We start from the raw sequence: 21,702 nt of genomic DNA, 5'->3' as shown, positions 1-21,702 counted from the left end.
GCAAATATCTCTAAATAAATTATAGGTAAGTTCTCAAGAAACTGACGAAAAACAGGAGTACTATTCACGCTAGTTATAATGAATATATTGGAGCTATATGACCTCGCCTAAGCTAAAAGCCATCATTTTCGACATGGATGGTGTACTTATCGACTCGGAGCCAAGCTGGCAGAAAGCAATATTTCAGACCCTGGAACTCTTGGGGCTACCAATACGCTTTGAAGACACACTTCAAACGACGGGGTTGAGAATCGATCAGGTCGTCAGTTACTGGTATCAGAAATTCCCCTGGGATAATTATGACAATGAGAAAACTGCTAACGCCATAGTCGATCAAGTTGTCAATATGATTAGCACTACTGGGCAAGCCATGACAGGTGTAGAGCAAGCACTCAAGTTTTGTCGGGATAATGACTATAAGATTGGCTTAGCCACCTCATCATCGAGCCCAATCATAGAAGCCGTTTTAAACAAGCTTAAGCTTGCTCACTACTTCGATTCCATACAGTCCGCCGAGCACCTTGCCTATGGTAAACCTCATCCTGAGGTATATCTAAACTGTGCCAAGGCACTGGATATCGACCCTATGACTTGTGTCGCCATAGAGGACTCCTTCAATGGCTTGGTAGCCGCGAGGGCCGCCAATATGCAGACCATAGTGATTCCGGCAGTCGAACAACAAGGTGAGCCCAGATGGATTCTCGCCCACCAGCAACTCAGAGATCTTACGCAATTACCTGAAGTTCTAGATTCTAAGTTCTAAGTTCTAAGTTCTAAGTTCTAAGTTCTAAGTTCTAACAAATTGACCAAAGCTCCAATAAAAAGCCCATCTAAAAAGATGGGCTTGGTCTAATTTCTATTAGTTTACTGCTCTAATTACCAGATCTTGACGCGATCTTCCGGAGCTAAAAACATCTTATCGCCCTCTTTCACGTCGAAGGCCTGATAGAAGGCGGGTATGTTACGCGGAGTACCCATGGCGCGGAAATGACTCGGGGAATGGGAATCTGTCATCAGGCGACGACCCAGCTCCTCATCACGATAATTACGACGCCATACCTGAGACCAACCAATAAACAGACGCTGCTCGCCAGTCAAGCCATCGATAACCGGTGATGGTTTGCCATTAAGGCTCAGATGATAAGCACGAGCCGCAACGGTCAAACCGCCCAGATCGCCAATATTCTCACCTAGAGTCAAATCACCATTAACGTGTTTCCCCGGCAGTGCCTCATAGCCCGCATACTGAGCCGATAGCTGAGCACCACGCTTTTGGAACTCGGCGCGATCGGCATCGGTCCACCAGTCTCTCAAATTGCCGTCACCATCATACTTAGCGCCTTGGTCATCGAAACCATGACTAATCTCATGACCGATAACCGCACCTATGCCACCGAAATTCACCGCATCATCGGCTCCCATATTAAAGAAAGGAGGCTGAAGAATAGCCGCGGGGAACACAATTTCATTCATCACAGGATTATAGTAAGCATTTACCGTCTGAGGTGTCATATGCCACTCAGTGCGATCGATAGGCTTACCAAGTTTATCCAGCATGGTCTTATATTCGAACTTGGCATAAGCTTGATAGTTACCCACCAAGTGATCCGCTGTTATCTTAAGATCTGTGTAGTCTTTCCACTTCTCCGGATAACCTATCTTATAGGTAAATTTAGCTAGCTTCTCTTGGGCGGCAACCTTAGTCTCAGGCGTCATCCATTCGATTTCATCTATGCTGACCTCGAAGCCTTTAATCAAGGCTTGGATCAAACCTTCCATTCTCTGTTTCGCTTCAGGCTTAAAGTACTGCTTAACATACTCTTTGCCTACAAGCTCACCGATCACCTGATCCGATGCATCCACAGCCATCTTCCAGCGCGGCTTCTGCTCTTCGATGCCCATCAAGGTTTTGCTATGGAAATCGAAGTGGAGATCGACGAAGTTTTTACTCAGGAGTTCGGCATAGCTGTCCACCAGATGGAAAGCCAGATAGTCTTGCCACTGGGCCACAGAGAACTGAGTGAACTTAGCACCGAACTTCTCGAAATAGGAAGGTTGACGCACGATCACCTCGGTAACCTTATCTATATCGGCACTAGCGGAAAATTGAACGAAATCGAAGTTAGTGACCTTAGCCTGTAACTCGGCTCTATCCATCTTGTTATAGCTATTATTGGCATCACGGGACTCGACACGACTCCACTGGCTCTGAGCTATAAACGTCTCAATTTTAGCGACACTGTCTGCGACTCGCTCAGAATTTTTACTGCCAGCTTGGGTCATGATGTCGGCAACATAAGTATTCAAGGCGGCTCGATTGGCAACAAATTTGTCATCATCTTTAAGATAATAATCACGATCCGGCAGGGTCAGACCCGACTGATGCAGATAGACAGCATACTGAGTCGAATTTTTAGCATCATTGTTGACGTAGAAACCGAAAGGAATTTGCACGCCGCTAACAAGCAAGCTTCCCATAAGGCTGGCGATATCCTGATGATCTTTTGCCTGGGCGATATCCCCTAGCTGATCGCTTAAAGGGCTGAACCCTAGTTTTTCTATGATATCGGTATTCATGTAACTGGCATAAAAGTCACCGACTTTCTGCTCACTGGAACCCTCGGCTTTATTTGGCTTAGCCGCAGTCTCATCAATAATTTTCTTCAGCGCATTCTGACTTCGTTCATAGAGTACAGAGAAGGCACCATAGTTAGATTTATCCGCTGGTATAGGAGTGTTGGCGAGCCAATGGCCGTTAACGCTATAGTAGAAGTCGTCTTGGTGACGAACCGAGCTATCGAAATTTACCTTCTCAACACCTGACACTTTTTCGATTTGTTGTACTACAGGTGTCGTAGTTTCGTTACTACATGCTGCCAGGCCTAAGCTTAATGCTATGCCTAGTGCCAATTTACTTACTCTGTTCATTTTAATCCCCGATTTATTCTTGTAGCGGCCTGCTATCTTCAAGCCTGCTATAAATTTCCCACGACACCCTATCACCATGGGATTTAACACAGTAGCCAATATTTGTAACTTTCTATTAATTCAGCTAATCAAGGTCACTTATTTACCAGTTCCTGCCTAGAAACAGGAAGATTGACGTCTCTCCATTGTCGGCCCAGCCAAAACCCAGCGCCGCAGGTCCCATGCTGGTGTCCGTGCCAAAATACAGGCTGCCGGAATAAATAAGGTCATCCAGATCCACATTATCCTTTAACTGCCATACATTACCCGCCTCGATACTGGTGCCAAGATATAGGGGGTAATCTGTCATACCCAACACATCTCGACCGAGATCATATTGATAGACGAAGGCACCGAAAACCTTATGGGGCCCAACAAGGGCGTTTTTGTGATAACCGGAAAGGTTGAGGAAGCCACCCAGTCGAGATACATGCACGCTAATTCCTGCGTCCTTTGCTACCGTGGCTAATGACGCGATACCAACAAATGCATGATTCCCCACACTCAAGGCGCCGCGCCAATCGAGTTCAACTTGTACAGAATTCTCGGCTAGCTCACCTAACTCGTCGAAATTGAAGTTAGGGTTGTCTTCTTTACGGTAGTAAACATCTAAAGTAAGCCGATTTCCCGAAGTAGGGAAGTTGATGCTATCCAGATCATCATAACCAAATTTGAAATAACCACCATATGAGTGATAGGCTAAATCTTTGACAAATAATGCATTTTCTAGCAAACCCGTTTCGGCGGTAAAACCAAGTTCAAGTATTCCCTCTTTTACATAGTTGTAGCCTATTCCCACATCGGCACGATACTGATTCTGAGTAATCTTGAGTATGTTGGAGTTTTTACCAAAGAGTTCCCAGTTCTTTATCTCATAGCCCAATTTGGCACGAGTATAGAAGGCCTGATCATAATCCAGAGGCTGGTAAAACTCGGTCGAAATTAACTTTTCGAATCCTAGCTTAACTTCATTGCGCCACTCTCCTCCCGTGGGAGTCAAATTTGTTAGGGTATAGGCCAGATCCAGTGATACAGCTGAATCTAAAGTAAAATCATCTTCCCAGCTAAATCCCAACTGAAAATAGTTTGGCCCCCAAGATTTTGCATGGGTATTTAGGGTCAAAACTCGGCCTTGGTCGGAATCGATAAACTCGGCATTAACGCGCTCAAACTTGTCTAGGGCATAGACATCGGCAATGCCTTTGGCCAGTCGTTCTTGGGAGACAACCTCCCCCTCTTTAAGCCCCAAAGCCTGCCTCAATAAAGACTCACTGACTTTAGAATCATTGTTAAATACGATATTAACTATGGGATGATCGAGTTCATCCAGCCATCGGTGACTCAAACGTTTCTTCCTAGCAACATAGGCTAGATATGACTCTTCGCTGACACTTAGACCTTGTAGACTGATCAAGTGCTTCAATGCCGCCTCTTCACCCAGTGAGAAGGCTTCTGGCATGATAGTAAAATCTGTAGTACTCATCTCTCCTACATCGGGACGGATAAGAATATCATCGTTCGTCAATAGCGCTTTCTGACGTTCGGTACTGGCATTAGTGAGCATGGTAGAGAGCTGATTGAGCACGGCGATTGTGCTGGTTAACTCCTGTTTCTTCACCAGAGCCGAACCTATATCTACGGCTATGATGATGTCTGCTCCCATTGCTTTGACCACATCCACAGGCATATTGTTACCTATACCCCCATCGATCAGCAATTTGCCTTCATACTCCACAGGCTGCAGGGCGCCGGGCACAGTCGCCGAGGCTTGCATGGCCTTAACTATGCTGCCATTGCTGATAACCACAGCTTGACTCGTCTCCAGATCCGTAGCCACGGCTCGATAGGGAATGGCGAGCTCATCGAAATGACCAAATTGATGCACTAGATCAGTTGATCTTTGCAGCAATTGTGACATTGTCTGTCCGCGTAACAAGCCATTAGGTAACTTAACCTCTTCGTCGCTGTACCCTAAGTTCAGAGGAATATTAAACCTATCTCTCTGCCTCTTATCGCGGTAACTCAACGCCTGTCTGGGAATAGTGTCTGAGTAACCGTCTGACCAGTTCTCATTGAGCATGATTTTCTCAATCTCAGTAGCACTGTAGCCTAAGGCATACATGCCAGCGACATAGGCGCCTATGCTGGTTCCGGCAATATAATCAACTGGGATGCGATTTTGTTCCAATATTTTAAGCACACCAATATGTGCGGCACCTTTGGCTCCACCACCACTGAGTACCAGGCCGATCTTAGGGCGCACCTCATCGGCTAATGCCGAAAAACTGAAAGTTAGCACAAGAAATAAGGTCAATAAACGTATCATATTTTGTTTTTTCTTTAGTTATTAGTAACAATTAGCGCATTTATTCTAACAAAAACCACGAAAGAAGTTTAAGTTCAAATAAGGAAATATTAGCTTAATTATCAATCTACAGATGAGTTCTTATTGGAAAATTGGGCTTGAATTATCCATATATTTCTCTATCTCGACCACAGTTAAGGGTTTGGAGAAATAATATCCCTGGATCACATAGCAACCACGGCTAAAGACCTGCTCAAGCTGCTCTTTTGTCTCCACACCTTCGGCGACAACGTTTAGTTTAAGGTTTCTGGCAAGCTCAATAATACTACTGGCAATAGCTTGATCTGCCTCATTGGTGGCGATATCGATAAGGAATGAGCGGTCAATTTTTAAAGTATCCACATCGAAATGGCGTAAATAGGCTAATGAGGAGTAACCAGTACCAAAATCATCGATTGCAACATCAATTCCAAGCGCTCTAAGCTCTAAAAGATGCTCCTTAGCCGTATCCAACTCCTTCATCAACACGCCTTCGGTGATTTCGAAACCCAATAAGCGAGGATCTAGCTCGGTCTCTTGTAAAATTCTTTTAACCCCTTGGATAAAATCAGGCTGGCGAAAATGGACCGCCGAGATATTTACCGATAATTTAAAGGGCTCTGCATAAGATTTGGACCAGATCTTGCCTTGTATACAGGCCTGGCGTAACACCCAAAGATCTATATCGACAATCAAGCCACAAGACTCTGCCACCTTGATAAATATATCGGTACGGATTAAGCCGTCTTCATGGTGATGCCATCTCAATAGTGCTTCCATACCGCACAACTTATCCCCTTTAAGGATATTTACCTGAGGTTGGTAATGCAGCTCGAACTCATCTCTCTCTATCGCCTTACGAAGCTCGGCTTCCAGTCTCAGGTGGTACAAGGCTTCTGAATTACGTTCGGAAGAGAAGTACTGAAAGTTACCACGACCTTCTTCTTTGGCGTGATACATAGCCTGATCGGCATTATTGATCAGCACCTCAGCCTCCCTGGCATCATCGGGCCATAAACTCACCCCTATGCTGGTAGAGATAAAAAACTCTCGACCATAGAGCTCGAAGGGCGTCTCGATCTGCTCGAGTAATTGAGTACAAATATGATTTATCGTATCTAAGTTTGCAGCATCTCTTAATAAGATCACAAATTCATCGCCGCCGAAGCGACATAAGGTGTGCTCTGGTGAAATACAAGACTGTAGACGATTGGCAGCCTCCACCAACAAGGCATCCCCCATGCTATGACCATAGGAGTCATTGACGTGCTTAAACCTATCGAGATCGAGAAATATCAGCGCTAATTTTTCACCACTATGCTCTGCACCATCTATCGACTGAGTCAGGCGAGTAGCAAACAAAGAACGGTTAGGAAGGCCAGTTAGCACATCATAATTTGCCAAACGCCTAAGATCGGCCTCGCTGCGTTTTCTCTCAGTTATATCGGAAAATACGGCCACATAATGAGTTATGTTTCCTTTACTCCCCAGCATAGCCGATACATTAAGCCAGACCGGACACGATCCACCTTGTTCACGTAAAAACTCTTGCTCACCTGTCCAGGAGATTTCCTGCTTAAGTAGGCAAACAATGTCATCCGAACGCCCCTCTTTAGCTAAAATTAATTCAGAGAAAAACTTACCGTTTAGCATCTCCGCCGAGGCACCGACTATGGTTTGGGCGGCTTTATTAGACACCTTAATTCGCTCCGCGCCGTCCAAAATCAGCACGCCTTCGGAGGTGTTGCCAAATGCCTGGGCCAGCAACTTTACATCGTCTTCTAACTGACGCTGCAAGGTGATATCAGAATAAATCCCCGCGACCCTTAATATACTACCCGACTCAGCATCCACCTCCACCGGACGCCCCAAGACTCTGGTCCATCCCCAGCTCTTGTCTTTGCGGCGATAGCGATACTCGACATCGAAACGGTCACTCAAGCCTTGCTGCATGTTATCCCAGGCATTAACCACCTTATCTCTATCTTCCCTATGAATAGGAACATCCTCTAACTTGAGGAAGATATTGCCTCGGTCATCCTCTTTCTCTTCCCGCTGATTCTCCAGGCTGAACATCTGAGAGTCATGGCGCCATTCCCACAGCTCAGAGTCACTGCCTTTCAGAGACTGCCTCAGCCTCTCTTCACTCTCGACCAATGCGGTATTAATCCGTTTAAATGCCTGAACTTGCCTCTGTCGATACAGGATAACTCCGATACAGATACATAATAGACTTAATAACAGCAGGCTTTTAACCCAGGACATCTGCCACCAATATTGCTTAACGGTAAAGCTAAAACTGTAAGGTTTAGCAGACCAAATGCCATTCTCTTGACTCAAGATATCTAAGGTATATTTTCCGTATTGCAGGCCTGTGATGTTGAGCTGAGACTGGCCATCTAGTAGTAAATATTTAGCTTCGGGAATGTCCCTTTCTCGCCTGAGGCGATACTGTAGGGTCATAGGGGTATCATCGAGATAATTCAGACTGGTTATCTGAAAGCTGATCATCCTTGCACCGGGTTTTATGATTTTTTCATCTTGGGGGATAAGGTCGATTTGCATTCCCTCATCATAGAAAACTGAAACCGCCTCCAAAAACACGCCATCAAGCATAAGTCGATTAGATAAACTGTCGACATCCAGCAACATAGCTCCATCCGGTGTGCCCACATAAAGTCCCTCACTGGGATCATAAAAATATGAACCATCATTGAGTTCCTCCCCTAGCAAGCCATCGTCATGACCAATAACCTTGAGTTCCCCAGTAGATTTGCTATACCTGAGCAGGGAATTAGGACAAGCAATTAACCTGAAATCTGCGATTTCCTGGATGAAATAGACAGATGTACAATCAATTTCCCAATCTTTATTTAGCGCTCTTGCCTCACCGGAATCCAGTGTGTATTCGAGTAAACCTCTTGGTGATGTTCCCAACCAAAAGGTATTAGCATCAATTATCTCGATGTTATTGACACCCACTTCTGTGCTGCCATCACTAAACTTGGCAAGTTTTGAATGGAACTCGCCTTGATTATCCAGATAACCAAAGACTTGGGTACCACCGAGCCAGAGTGTCCCAGACTCATCCCTGATAACCGTGCGGATATCTATTATTCTCGAGCTAAGATCATCGGATAAAACCGGCATAGCCTGAGGGTCGAACAGACCTGGTTCCCAGAAATACAAGCCAGTGGACGTCATAAACCACCAGCGACCTTGAATTAGGGGATCTTGATAACTGGCATAAACTATCTTATTTTCCAGCGAGCTCTCACCATGAGTCCACTGGGAAAATCTTTGGGCCGTAAAAGTCGCTTTGTGCACCACGAACAGACCATTGGTGGTCGATAATAAAAGGTTGTCAGCATCCAGACTATCTACACCATAAATACTATCATTGAGCTCTAAACCTTGGGGAAATAAACGGCTAGATGTCTGGGTTAGTTTATTTATCGAGAACAGGCCGTTATCGGTACCCAACCAAACATGTTCACCCTCGGCATAAATCCCCCAAATAATCTCATCACTCAAGGAGTATGGTGACGCAGCGGTATAGGTATCGACTAAAAAATCTGGTTCGCTTGTGACTATGGCAAGGCCCTCTCCGGCACCTCCTACCCAAATAAGTCCTGAGTCATCGATTTCAATGTCATAGATATAATCCATATCTGCAACTTGTTTAAGTTGCTGTTTATACGTTTGATATTCAGTGTCTCCCGGCCTCCATTTGATTAAGCCTAGTCTCCCGGAGATCCAAAAATCACCCAGGTTATCTTCGGCTATATTGGTGGCATAAAAAGATAGCGCTTCGACAGCTTGGATCTCAAGAGTATCGGCATAAACTCTATAAACCCCTTCACTTGAACTCAGCCAAATTCGCCCCTGAGAATCTTTAAACAACTGCTTCATCAGGCCGAATTCTTCTCCCCAGGGAAAAGCAGCAATTCTCTGACCTTGGCTATCTCTAAGCTCTAACTCAAACTCAGTGCCGACGATCATACGGCCATCATCTAAGACGGCTAAATTCCCCCAAGGGATATCGGCATTAGTCGGAAGGAAAACAATCCGTTCCAGCAAGGACTTTTCATAAGAATATTGGAGTAACTCACCATCTAAAGTCAGAAAAATATAGTGATCACCTTGCTTCACCTGAGCGATGATCCCACCGCCCTTATAATCAGGGAAAAGTGTTTCACTACCGAAACGCACGAACTTATTTTGTAGCATATTGTATAGGTAAGTATCTGAATAATTACTGACTAATAGATGCTTCTCACTCAGAGGCTCAACCATATTAATGTATTCACTGGAAAGCCTTAGGTCGAATTTTTGCTTATCTATACGTCTAATCTTAGAGTTACTTAATCGATATAATCCCTGCTCCGTAGCCACCCATACAAATCCGTGAGAATCGAAGCTGATATCGTTTATTGTGCCGGCTTCTAAACCTTCTCTTTCTCCAAAGACACGCATAACAAAATCACTTGCCGTGACCGGAGTCAGGCAAGTACTAAACAATATGAGTAAACACACATTTTTTATAATTTTAGTTAATAGCATTATCGATTAGCACTATTCATATAAATTGCTTATAAAGTCCACATATCAAAAACTTACTAGAATGTATCAGTTCATTAAAATTAATTCACCATCTTAATAGCAAATCATTAACACTAATTTTAGTTCCTTTTTTCAAGGCATAAAAAAAGACGCTCAAATGAGCGCCTTTTTCATGACTCTAAGAAAATATTACTTTTTCTTCTTTTTTGCCTTAGGGTTTGGCAAATCAGTGATCGAACCTTCATAGATCTCAGCCGCAAGGCCTACAGACTCATGTAAGGTTGGATGAGCATGAATAGTCAATGCAAGATCTTCTGCATCACAACCCATCTCAATCGCCAGACCAATTTCACCCAGTAGCTCACCGCCGTTAACACCGACGATAGCGCCACCTATGACTCTGTGAGTCTCTTTATCAAAAATAAGCTTAGTCATACCATCGCTACAATCTGAAGCGATTGCACGGCCACTGGCGGCCCAAGGGAAACTTGCAGTCTCGTAGGCGATACCTTGCTCTTTAGCTTCCTTCTCGGTTAGACCAACCCAAGCGACTTCAGGATCTGTATAAGCAATCGAAGGAATAACCTTAGGGTCGAAGAAGTGCTTCAAGCCAGAGATAACTTCTGCAGCCACATGGCCTTCATGCACACCTTTGTGAGCAAGCATAGGTTGACCGACGATATCACCGATAGCATAGATGTTAGCGACATTGGTACGCATCTGCTTATCAACATTGATGAAGCCACGCTCATCCACATTAATTCCAGCTTTCTCGGCATCGATAGACTTACCATTTGGTGCACGACCGATTGCGACTAGCACGGCATCGTAACGCACAGCTTCAGCAGGAGCCTTCTTACCTTCCATAGTCACATAGATACCATCATCTTTGGCTTCTACGGCTGTGACCTTAGTCTGCATCATAAGGTTAAACTTATTCTTAACCTTCTTGGTGTAGACACGCACGATATCTTTATCGGCTGCTGGAATGAGTTGATCCAACATCTCAACCACGTCAATTTGGCTACCCAGAGAAGCGTAAACTGTACCCATCTCTAGGCCAATGATGCCGCCGCCCATGATAAGTAGCTTACCTGGAACTTCTTTAAGCTCCAGCGCATCGGTTGAATTCCAAACACGTGGATCAGAATGTGGAATAAATGGCAGTTCGATAGGACGAGAACCTGCAGCGATAATAGCCTGTTCGAAATGAACCACTTTAACGCCATCTTCACCGACAACTTCAATAGTATTAGGACCGGTAAACTTACCGAAGCCATTAACTACGTCGACTTTACGCATCTTGGACATGCCGCCCAATCCGCTTGTTAACTGGCTGATAACTGAATTTTTGAAGCCGCGTAGCTTATCCAGGTCGATCTTTGGCTCGCCAAAAACCACACCATGATCGGCAACGGCTTTCGCCTCTTCGATCACTTTAGATACGTGTAAAAGCGCCTTCGACGGGATACAACCTACGTTCAGACAAACGCCACCTAAAGTGCTGAAACGTTCGATGATAACAGTCTCCAGTCCTAGGTCAGCCGCACGGAATGCCGCCGAATAACCTGCAGGGCCTGAACCTAATACCACTACCTGAGTCTTGATTTCGTTACTCATGATTTCCTCTTATTCTTTTCATTTCCCTGCACTAACCCATAGCGCAAGAATAAAACGTTGCCAAACCTTGTAAGGTGGCCGCATTTTAACCTTTGTTTGATGCTGATCACAATAATACATTTACTATAAAAAAGGCTGCTTGAATCAAGCAGCCTTTTTTTTAAAGTACCAGAGTACGAATATCTGATAAGCAGCTGTTTAAATAGCTGATAAAACGTGCACCTTCGGCGCCATCTACGACCCTATGATCATAAGATAGTGACAGAGGCAACATCAAGCGCGGCTCGAAATCTTTACCATTCCATACCGGCTTCATCTCAGACTTAGATACCCCAAGAATTGCCACTTCAGGTGCATTAACGATTGGTGTAAATGCCGTTCCACCTATGCCACCTAGGCTAGAAATAGTGAAGCAACCACCTTGCATGTCTGAAGCGGTTAACTTGCCGCTACGGGCCTTCTTAGATATCACCTTTAGCTCGTCCGATAGCTCATGGATGCCTTTCTTGTTCACATCTTTGAACACAGGGACAACTAGACCATTAGGCGTATCGACGGCAATACCAACATTGACGTACTTCTTCAGGATCAAACTTTGGCCATCTTCAGACAGAGAAGAATTAAAGGTTGGGAAAGTTTCCAGAGCCTTAGCAACCGCCTTCATGATAAACACCAAGGGAGTGATCTTCATGCCGGAATCTTTCTTAGCTTCCGCCGCGTTTTGCGCCTTACGGAATACTTCGAGTTCAGTTATATCTGCATTATCCCACTGAGTCACATGGGGGATCTTCACCCAGTTTCTGTGTAGGTTAGCACCTGAAATCTTCTGAATACGAGATAATGGCTTAACTTCGGTTTCACCAAACTTGCTGAAATCGATCTTTGGCCATGCTAGTAAGTTAAGCTCGTTGCCACCAGCGGCAGCTTTAACACTACCCGATTCAACTTGCTTAACCGCAGCCTTAACGTAATTCTGCACATCTTCTTTAATAACACGATTCTTGCGACCAGTACCTTTGACATTTGCCAGGTTTACACCAAACTCACGAGCAAGGCGACGGATCACAGGAGATGCATGGGCATAAGCGTCATTTTCTACAAAATCAGTTTTAGCTGGTTTCGCTGTCGATGCAGATGCTTGAACTGGAGCTACTTGAGCCGGTGCAGCAACTACTGGTGCTGCAGCAGGCGCTTGGCCAGCTACTTCGAAAATCATGATTAACGAGCCAGTAGAAACCTTGTCACCAGTGGCGACTTTGATTTCTTTAATCGTACCAGCGAAAGGAGCCGGTACTTCCATGGCAGCCTTGTCGCCTTCGACGCTAATCAGTGACTGCTCTTCGGTCACTGTATCACCGACTTTCACCATGATCTCAGTCACTTCGACTTCATCATCACCAATATCGGGGACGGCTACTTCTAGTACCGATGCAGCAGTGGCAACCGGAGCAGCCACAGGTGTTACTGGAGCGGCCACTGGCGCAGCAGATGAACCTGCTATTTCGAATACCATGACTAAGCTACCGGTAGAAACCTTGTCACCAATCTCAACTTTAATCTCTTTTAAGACGCCATTGAAAGGAGCCGGTACTTCCATCGACGCCTTGTCACCTTCGACGCTTAAGATTGCCTGATCTTCAGTGATAATATCACCAGGGCTAACTAAGATTGCAGTCACTTCGACTTCATCGTCACCGATATCAGGCAGATTCACTTCTTTAAGCTCGACAGATGCCGGAGCGGCTGTGGCCGCTACTGGCACAGGAGCTGCCGCAGCTTGAGCCACGGGAGCCGATGCTGCTTCGTCTTCGAAGATCATGATCAATGCATCGGTAGCCACCTTATCTCCAATAGCTACCTTAATCTCTTTCACTATACCCGCTCGAGATGCAGGCACCTCCATCGCGGCCTTGTCGCCTTCGACAGCAATCAGCGATTGTTCTTCTTCAACCTTGTCGCCTACGCTGACTAAGATCTCGGTGACTTCAACCTCATCCGCACCAATATCAGGTACATTAATTTCGATTGTCATTTTATATTGCCTCTTACGCGTATAGCGGGTTGATCTTGTCTGCGTCGATATTGAATTTAGCTATAGCCTGAGCCACAACAGATTTTTCAATATCACCACGTTTAGCTAACTCAGTCAGTGCTGCAATGACTACATAGCCAGCATTCACTTCGAAGTGACGACGCAAGTTGTCACGGCTGTCTGAGCGACCGAAACCATCGGTACCTAGTACCTTGAATGATTCAGATGGCATAAAGGCACGAACTTGTTCGGCGTAGTTCTTCATGTAATCTGTAGCTGCAATTGCAGGAGCTGTACCCATTACCTGAGCAATGTAAGCTTGCTTCTGCTCAGCTTCAGGATGCAGCATGTTGTAACGCTCGACATCCTGACCTTCACGAGTTAACTCATTGAAAGATGTGACCGAATAAACATCAGATGCTACATCGTATTCTTCACTGAGGATTTTCGCCGCTTTGCGCACTTCATTCATGATAGTGCCTGAGCTCATCAGCTGAACCTGCTTACTACCTTGGTATGACTCAAGCTTGTAGATACCCTTACGAATACCTTCAGCAGCACCTTCAGGCATAGCTGGCATGGCGTAATTTTCATTCATCAGCGTCAGGTAATAGAACACATTTTCCTGATCGCCATACATGCGACGCATACCATCTTGGATGATGACTGCTACTTCGTAGGCATATGTAGGATCGTAAGAGATACAGTTTGGAATCGTGTTAGCCTGAACATGGCTATGGCCATCTTCGTGTTGCAGACCTTCACCGTTCAAGGTAGTACGACCGGCTGTAGCACCTAACAAGAAGCCACGCGCCTGTTGATCGCCCGCCATCCATGCCATGTCGCCAACACGCTGGAAACCAAACATAGAATAGTAGATGTAGAATGGAATCATCGGTAGATCGTTAGTGCTGTATGACGTTGCCGCAGCAACCCATGAAGACATAGCACCTAGCTCGTTGATACCTTCTTGCAATACCTGTCCCGAAGTCGCTTCTTTGTAGTAAGAAACAATTTCACGATCTTGTGGGGTGTAGTTCTGACCCTTAGGATTGTAAATACCTATCTGACGGAACAGACCTTCCATACCAAATGTACGCGCCTCATCGGCTATGATAGGAACGATATTTTTACTCACACCTTTGTGCTTAAGCAATATATTTAGCGAGCGAACAAATGCCATAGTGGTCGAGATGTCACGCTTCTGCTCATCAAGCAAGGGCTTAAAGTCTTCAATCTCAGGTAGCTCTAAAGGTTTAGTGAAGTTAGGCAGACGTTGAGGAGTGTAACCATGCAGTGCATCACGACGCGCATGCAAATACTTGTACTCTTCTGAACCTTCCTCTAATGACAAGTAAGGCAGTTCTGCAACCTTCTCATCTGTTAGTAGATCTTGAAGGCCTAGACGGTCACGTAGTTGAAGTACATGGCTCATGTCCATCTTCTTCACCTGGTGAGCAATGTTCTTACCTTCGGCTGCGCCGCCCATACCATAACCTTTAACGGTCTTGGCCAAGATCACTGTAGGTTTACCCTTAGTATCTTGAGCGTTCTTAAATGCAGCATATAGCTTAGAAGACTCATGACCACCACGCTTAAGTGCGAAGATCTCGTCATCTGTCATATCAGAAACCAGAGCAGCAGTTTCTGGATACTTACCGAAGAAATGCTCACGTACGTAGGCACCATCTTTTGACTTAAATGTCTGGTAATCACCATCTACAGTCTCATTCATCAGCTGTAGCAGCTTACCCGTAGTATCTTTGGCTAACAGTGAATCCCAATTGTTACCCCAGATCACCTTGACTACGTTCCAGCCAGCGCCTCTAAACAAGCCTTCAAGCTCCTGGATGATGCTACCGTTACCCATTACAGGGCCATCGAGGCGCTGTAGGTTACAGTTAATCAGGAAACAAAGGTTATCCAGTTTTTCACGAGCCGCAAATGAAATTGCACCACGTGATTCAGGCTCATCCATCTCACCGTCGCCCAAGAAGGCATATACGCGCTGAGCCGAAGTATCTTTAAGTCCGCGACCGTCGAGATACTTAAGGAAACGAGCCTGATAGATAGAAGACATAGGAGCCAGACCCATAGAAACGGTCGGGAACTGCCAGAACTCAGGCATAAGCTTAGGATGTGGATATGAAGGGATACCTTCACCATCGACTTCTTGACGGAAGTTATCTAGCTGTGCAGCGCTTAAACGACCCTCAACGAATGCACGAGAATAGATACCAGGAGAGATATGACCTTGGTAATAAACTAAATCGCCACCATCAACTTCGTTCGGTGCACGGAAGAAGTGGTTAAAACACACTTCATAGAATGCAGCAGAAGACTGGAAAGAAGCCATATGGCCACCTAAATCCAGATCTTTCTTAGAAGCTCTAAGCACTATCATTATCGCATTCCAGCGAATAATAGAACGAATGCGACGCTCTAGCGTAGTATTACCTGGGTATGCAGGCTCTTGGCTGGTTGGGATGGTGTTGATATAGTTGGTATTGATACCAGTAGCCATATCGACGCCGTCTAAACGGGCCTTGTCCAGTACTTGTTCCAGTAGATATTGAGCACGCTCAACACCTTCTTCACGAACAACTGATTCTAGAGCAGATAACCATTCTTGAGTCTCTAATGGATCCAGATCTTGTAGCATATGTTCAGACATATCGCAGTCCTTTCCTATATACGTAATACCCAAGTACCTAACCTTAGTACTTAGTGGTATTTAAAATAATAAAAATATGAGTTGGTGGCTGGCTTACGCTCACACTAAAGCGAGCTAGTCACCACTTTTTAAACGGCGCAGACTGCGCTGCAACCGACTATCTTCTTTCCTAACGGTCAACATTATTTCCTCGATATAGCTTAAATGCTCATTCGAGGCTTCACGTGCCGCGTCAGGATCACGGCGAACGATTGCAGCTAGCAAAGCTAGCCTATGTTCGTTTGCCCTTGTGGATGCTTCCTCTCTTCGATTCAGCAATTCCAAGTTCTGTGCCACGTTTTTATGCAGCACAGGAGCTAAACTGAGTACCAGATGCAACATGGCCACATTGTGTGACGCCTCAGCTATGGCACGATAAAAACGTACTATGGCTTCTGCTTGTTGCTCTATTTCTATCGCCCCATCCACTTCCATTATGGTGCGCTTGATATTCTGCATATCGGCATCGGTACCCCGAAGCGCTGCAAAATAGGCCATCATGCCTTCGGTGGCATGACGAAACTCTAGGAGATCATACTGACTCTCGGAATCACTGTGCATCAATTCAACTATGGGATCGGCGAGGCTCTGCCAAAGCTGCTCTTTGACATAAGTGCCACCGCCTTGACGGCGCAGCAGCAAACCTTTGGCTTCTAATTTTTGAATAGCTTCGCGTAATGAGGGACGGGATACTTCAAATTGAAGTGCCAGTTCACGCTCAGGAGGCAGTTTCTGACCAGGTTGGAGGCTTCCTTCCAAGATCATCTGCTCTAATTGACCCATGATGACATCAGAAATCTTTGGCTGGTTTATTTTGCTATAAGCCATATGACCCTCAGCTGCTATTGTAAATTGGTCTTACCAATTTACCCGACTGAGCGCACTTTATCAAATCACATTTTGAAAGTCCAGTTTGTGACCTGAGTCTGGGAAACTCACGATGTGTGAGCATAGCGGAAATTCAACAAAGAAAGGTCAGACCATTGTCACGAATAACAAACGCCAACAATAGACTAAGAGATAGATGTGATGTTGCAGATGAGAGCGAGAAAGGCCTGGCAGCACACCAGAGACTCATTTCAATGGTGTGCTGCCATCACTAAGGTTTTTCGAATGACACTGAATTACAAATCCAAGGTCCAACTCTTAGGAGTAAGATTCTTTTACGCCACCACACCAAAGATGGTCAACAGAGAAAGTGTAGTTAACAACAAAATGAAATTACGTTTACTTAGCTGAAGTAATGCCAATGTCGCCTGGACACAAATGGGGGTGCCTGAAGCTTCAGGACTAGGCTCTGCGGCTAAGGCAACCTGAGTCACTATATCTCTGGCACTATGGTTCAGACTTAGCCCCAGCTTGCGCCAACGAGTAAAAGCTTGGGAGAATTGGCCGCTGAGCACATAGCCAAAAGAAAATATCCGGCTAGGTAACCAATCTAGGAGCATGAGCACCTTGTCGACTAAAGGTAATTCCAATGATTGCTGCCGACTTTCATCGGCAAAGAAGCGCACGGTACAATATAAGACGGCCCCTGCTGGACCAAAAAAAATGAGATAGAGAGCAACCGCACCATAGAAACGATAATTGAGCCAAGTGACACTCTGACCGACTTTAGCGCCTAAATCACTCTCACTGACAGCTTCAATAGCACGTTTACAGTCGAGCTCTTCAGCAAAATGGTAACAAGCTTGGGAGTCCCCCCTGCAAGCTGCCTGCATGTATCGCTTAAAAGCGGTTCTTTGTTTCTGATGGCTAAAGCACAGAATTGAGATCCCAACCCAAAACAATAGACTCAATCCCCCCCATAGCATGCCCTTTAGGGCCCAAGTGGCCACATACACACTTATTGCCGGTAGAAGAATAGCCAAAGCCATCACGGCTTCAGACTCGAGCTGTTTTTTACCGAATAGATTATTCGAGTACAGGGTGAGAAATGATTCAAGTTGCCATGACTTAGGTAACAACTTTAATCGCTCAACCATTACCGCTATTAATAAAGAAAAAAGTGCCATTAAGCTTATCCTTTTTACTAAGGTTTATACGTCTAATTATTAGGGCTGATTCATCTCCTTGGGTCTAAGAGACATTCAGCCAGCTAAGAGATTAAACGTTAAGGACGACTCAGCCCCAGAGTTAACTCACATTTATACCTAATCCAATCGAAACTGTTACCTGGATCGGTTTTTCGACCTGGTGCTATATCACAATGGCCGACGATGGCGTCCACATTTAACTTGGGATACCTGGCCAACAAGCCTAGAGTCAGCCTAATCAACTCCAGGTATTGAGACTCGGTATAATCTTCTGTATCTGTGCCTTCAAGCTCAATACCTATGGCAAAATCATTACACTCTTCTTGCCCCTGAAAACTAGATTCTCCCGCATGCCAGGCGCGGTCATCACAAGATACATACTGAGTAACTTGCCCGTCTCTGCGAATAAGAAAATGTGCCGCAACTTGGAGACCATGAAGATCTTTAAAACTGGGATCCGCAGTTACATCTAAACAACCTTGAAAAAGCTGATCTATAAAGGGTGTACCAAAGCAGCCAGCTGGTAAGCTTATATTATGAATAACTAACAGGCTAACCTCATTATCTGGCCTAGAGTTAAAATGAGGTGACACGCACCGTTTCACCCCTTTGGCCCAACCAAGTTCAAAGTCTGGAATTAGTTTAGTTTTTATCAAGAATTAAGTTAACCGAGTATCAGCAATATCTTATCAACACTTTACCAGTTAGACCTCTCACTGAAAAGACCAATGCCAGTCGTTAGCACTTATACTGGCCCGCTCATCTGCAGTAAATGTCACATTGAGCAGAAGTGTAGCCGATAAAGCTTGATCCGCCACAAAGTAATGAATCGACCACTCCCCCTGTAGCCGATGAGGCGATAGGTAAAGCTAACGGGCTTACACCCTACCTTTATAAATCAAATTTGTTATTATTAGTCTTATCAAGCATGGCAGCCGATTTAAAATATAAATCGTTCACCTGTCGTACCTAGCTTCTAAATTAAGCACCAAGGATCCCGATAATGTTGGAAAATGATATTAGGCTTGCCGTAAAAGCCGCTCTTGAAGAAGATTTAGGCTACCAAGCCCCAATTCAAGCTGCGACCAGCCATGATGTTAATAGCCAAGATAAAATGACAGGCCTAGATAAGGCTAATGCAGATATCACGGCGCAACTAATCCCGGCAGATAAGCATGCACAAGCAAGCTTAATCACTCGTGAAGAGGGAGTATTCTGCGGTAAGGCCTGGGCTGAACAGGTTTTCAACCAACTCGGTGGTGAAGTTGCGATCCACTGGCATGTTGATGATGGTGATCTATTAGTAGCCAATCAAGTTCTGTGTGAACTCTCAGGCCCGGCGCGCGCCATACTCACAGGCGAGCGCACCGCGATGAACTTCATTCAGACCTTATCTGGGGTCGCCACCCTGACGAAACATTATGTCGATAAGATAGCCGGCACCAATACCAAGCTGCTCGACACTCGAAAAACCATCCCTGGCCTACGCACAGCGCAGAAGTATGCGGTCACCTGCGGCGGCGGCAAAAACCATAGGATCGGCCTGTATGATGCTTTCCTTATCAAGGAAAACCATATCATGGCTTGTGGCGGCATAGCTCAAGCTATCTCGAAAGCCAGAGAGTTACATGGGGATAAACTTGTCGAAGTCGAGGTAGAAAACATACTAGAGCTGCAACAAGCGCTAGAAGCTGGCTCGGATATCATAATGCTGGATAACTTCGACGTGACCATGATGATCGAAGCCGTTGAACTCAATAAGCGCCTAGCCGACGATAAACAAGCCAAACTCGAAGTGTCGGGCAATGTCACTATCGATACTATCGCCGATTTTGCCAAGACAGGAGTCGACTACATCTCTGTTGGTGCACTAACTAAGCATGTCCAAGCCCTCGACTTGTCTCTGCGCTTGAAAAACTAATCACCAAAGATGCTGCAATTATTATGATTTCAAAGTGACTCTCTAACTCGAGTCACTTTTAATAAAAACTCAGCAGAATCCTGCATAAAAATATTGACCCTGACTCGCTCAAAATCATGTTATCGTCATATGACATATCTAGAGCATTAACTTACCTTATATTTAATGACCAGCTCAGCCACTCAATTAAACATTCAACTAGAGACTCAATTAGACACTCCATTAGACACTGCCTAATATCATAAGCTGGCAGCAAACAAGCGCATAAAAAACCATCAGCATCATTCTTCTCTAAGCGCCTATAAATTGACACTTACCCCCTAGGTGACAGTTTTTCATGCACAGCCAAAAAAATGCTAGAACTCAATTAACATGTATTTAACCCACTTAGACTAAATAGCCACCAAATTAGTACTTTATTGCAATTTACAGTTCCATTTACATTAACTTTGTACTAACTTTGGACCTAGGCGAGATGGCCACTTCGGTCAAACTTACCTTAGGCTTAGCTAATATTTCAACTTGCTAAGCACTCAAGTCTCCAAACTAGTAATAAAGAGCTAGTAATAAAAAGCTAGTGATAACGCGCTAGTAATAAAAACCTAGTAAGTGAGTCTCTAATTCACTAGCAAAAGAGCAGGAGGAAACCATAAGGTGCGGTTAGCCGGAAAGAACATAACTAGCAGTACATAATAAACAACGACACTAGAATGAACTTAGGTTCGAGTCTAATCTAAGCTTAAGTTCTCTATATAGTAACTTTAAATATTTAGCAAAATGACTGAAGAGTAAGGCCCCATTTCTAATCACTAGACTAGAAATAGTAACTAACACTTAATGTAGCGTTTATCTTAGGGATAAATAAGGAAAGTTTAGCTAGCGCAGGAGCAACACGGCTAAGACGTCTATAATTAAGTTACTTTGCTGATTCTAAGATGGCATGAGTAAAAGTTCAGTTCTTCTCTTGCTCTAAATAAAAAGAGCAGGGTGAGTGGGTCGAGCGATTTAGGTCAACGGAGAGAGAAAATGAAAGGCATTAACTTGAAAAACAGACTAAACAAGAAAGCTCAGGGTTTCACCCTGATTGAATTAATGATCGTTGTTGCAATTATCGGTATTCTTGCCGCCATTGCGCTCCCTGCTTACAAAGATTATGTGACTACAGCAAGTGGCGGAGCATCGATGAAGGCAGTTAGCTCAATGACTTCTACTGCAGCTGCTTGTGTTACTTCAGATATTGCTTGTGCAAGTGTAAAGACCAATATGGACGCAATGAAACTTACTGGCCTAGTTGAATTTAATAAAGAATCAACGGTTGTCTATACTGGTGATCAATGTATGGTAACAGCAACAATTGCAGCTACTGGCGCAGTATCATATGCAGCTACAGCTGTTACTGGTAGTGGCGGGACAGATGAACTTTGCCAAGAAGGTGCAGGTGTAACCCCAGCCGCCGTCACACCTACACCATAGAATTAATGATTAAAAACACCAGTAAGCAACCGC

12 protein-coding genes are annotated in these 21,702 nt (G+C 44.8%); 3 read left to right on the top strand and 9 right to left on the bottom strand.

The genetic code is table 11. The annotated features are described in order from the left end of the window. The first annotated feature begins 97 nt into the window (after positions 1 to 97). Entirely contained in the window at positions 98 to 763 is a 666-nt protein-coding gene (hxpB, locus tag SVI_RS01295) for a hexitol phosphatase HxpB (protein ID WP_013049556.1), read from the top strand. 113 nt (positions 764 to 876) lie between these two features. Here the strand turns inward: hxpB and SVI_RS01290 are convergent, their stop codons facing one another. The 9 genes from SVI_RS01290 to ampD all read right to left on the bottom strand — a co-directional run bounded on the left by SVI_RS01290 (position 877) and on the right by ampD (position 18,931). Beyond that, complete coding sequence (locus tag SVI_RS01290; RefSeq protein WP_013049555.1) at positions 877 to 2,928, bottom strand: M13 family metallopeptidase; 2,052 nt, start codon at positions 2,926 to 2,928, stop codon at positions 877 to 879. Between the two features lie 142 nt (positions 2,929 to 3,070). Continuing rightward, complete coding sequence (locus SVI_RS01285; RefSeq protein WP_013049554.1) at positions 3,071 to 5,293, bottom strand: patatin-like phospholipase family protein; 2,223 nt, start codon at positions 5,291 to 5,293, stop codon at positions 3,071 to 3,073. Positions 5,294 to 5,413: 120 nt separating this feature from the next. Beyond that, a complete protein-coding gene (locus SVI_RS01280) occupies positions 5,414 to 9,874 on the bottom strand; it encodes an EAL domain-containing protein (RefSeq protein WP_013049553.1) in 4,461 nt (1,486 codons plus the stop codon). Between the two features lie 189 nt (positions 9,875 to 10,063). Next, on the bottom strand, positions 10,064 to 11,494 hold the full coding sequence (lpdA, locus tag SVI_RS01275; protein WP_013049552.1) for a dihydrolipoyl dehydrogenase: 1,431 nt from the start codon (positions 11,492 to 11,494) through the stop codon (positions 10,064 to 10,066). A 160-nt stretch (positions 11,495 to 11,654) separates the two neighbouring features. Then, positions 11,655 to 13,526 carry a pyruvate dehydrogenase complex dihydrolipoyllysine-residue acetyltransferase gene (gene aceF, locus SVI_RS01270; RefSeq protein ID WP_013049551.1) on the bottom strand — a complete coding sequence of 624 codons (1,872 nt, stop codon included), beginning with the start codon at positions 13,524 to 13,526 and terminating at the stop codon, positions 11,655 to 11,657. A 13-nt stretch (positions 13,527 to 13,539) separates the two neighbouring features. Further along, a complete protein-coding gene (gene aceE / locus SVI_RS01265) occupies positions 13,540 to 16,200 on the bottom strand; it encodes a pyruvate dehydrogenase (acetyl-transferring), homodimeric type (protein ID WP_013049550.1) in 2,661 nt (886 codons plus the stop codon). 114 nt (positions 16,201 to 16,314) lie between these two features. Further along, positions 16,315 to 17,067: a pyruvate dehydrogenase complex transcriptional repressor PdhR gene (gene pdhR, locus SVI_RS01260; protein ID WP_013049549.1), complete on the bottom strand. Its 753-nt coding sequence runs from the start codon at positions 17,065 to 17,067 to the stop codon at positions 16,315 to 16,317. A gap of 335 nt (positions 17,068 to 17,402) precedes the next feature. Further along, positions 17,403 to 18,254, bottom strand: a complete 852-nt coding sequence (gene ampE / locus SVI_RS01255) for a beta-lactamase regulator AmpE (RefSeq protein ID WP_013049548.1) — start codon at positions 18,252 to 18,254, stop codon at positions 17,403 to 17,405. Positions 18,255 to 18,352: 98 nt separating this feature from the next. Continuing rightward, positions 18,353 to 18,931 carry a 1,6-anhydro-N-acetylmuramyl-L-alanine amidase AmpD gene (ampD, locus tag SVI_RS01250; protein ID WP_013049547.1) on the bottom strand — a complete coding sequence of 193 codons (579 nt, stop codon included), beginning with the start codon at positions 18,929 to 18,931 and terminating at the stop codon, positions 18,353 to 18,355. Positions 18,932 to 19,278: 347 nt separating this feature from the next. On the opposite strand from ampD, the gene nadC reads away from it, so the two are divergent. Continuing rightward, the gene (gene nadC / locus SVI_RS01245) at positions 19,279 to 20,196 is read left to right on the top strand and encodes a carboxylating nicotinate-nucleotide diphosphorylase (protein WP_013049545.1); all 918 of its coding nucleotides are present in this window, start codon (positions 19,279 to 19,281) and stop codon (positions 20,194 to 20,196) included. Positions 20,197 to 21,222: 1,026 nt separating this feature from the next. Further along, the gene (locus SVI_RS01240; protein WP_013049544.1) at positions 21,223 to 21,669 is read left to right on the top strand and encodes a prepilin-type N-terminal cleavage/methylation domain-containing protein; all 447 of its coding nucleotides are present in this window, start codon (positions 21,223 to 21,225) and stop codon (positions 21,667 to 21,669) included. The last annotated feature ends 33 nt before the right edge of the window (positions 21,670 to 21,702 follow it).

The sequence above is a fragment of the Shewanella violacea DSS12 genome, from assembly GCF_000091325.1.
Classification (GTDB): domain Bacteria; phylum Pseudomonadota; class Gammaproteobacteria; order Enterobacterales; family Shewanellaceae; genus Shewanella; species Shewanella violacea.
The sequence above is the reverse complement of the archived record's forward strand: the minus strand, read 5'-3'. Positions and strand labels throughout refer to the sequence as shown.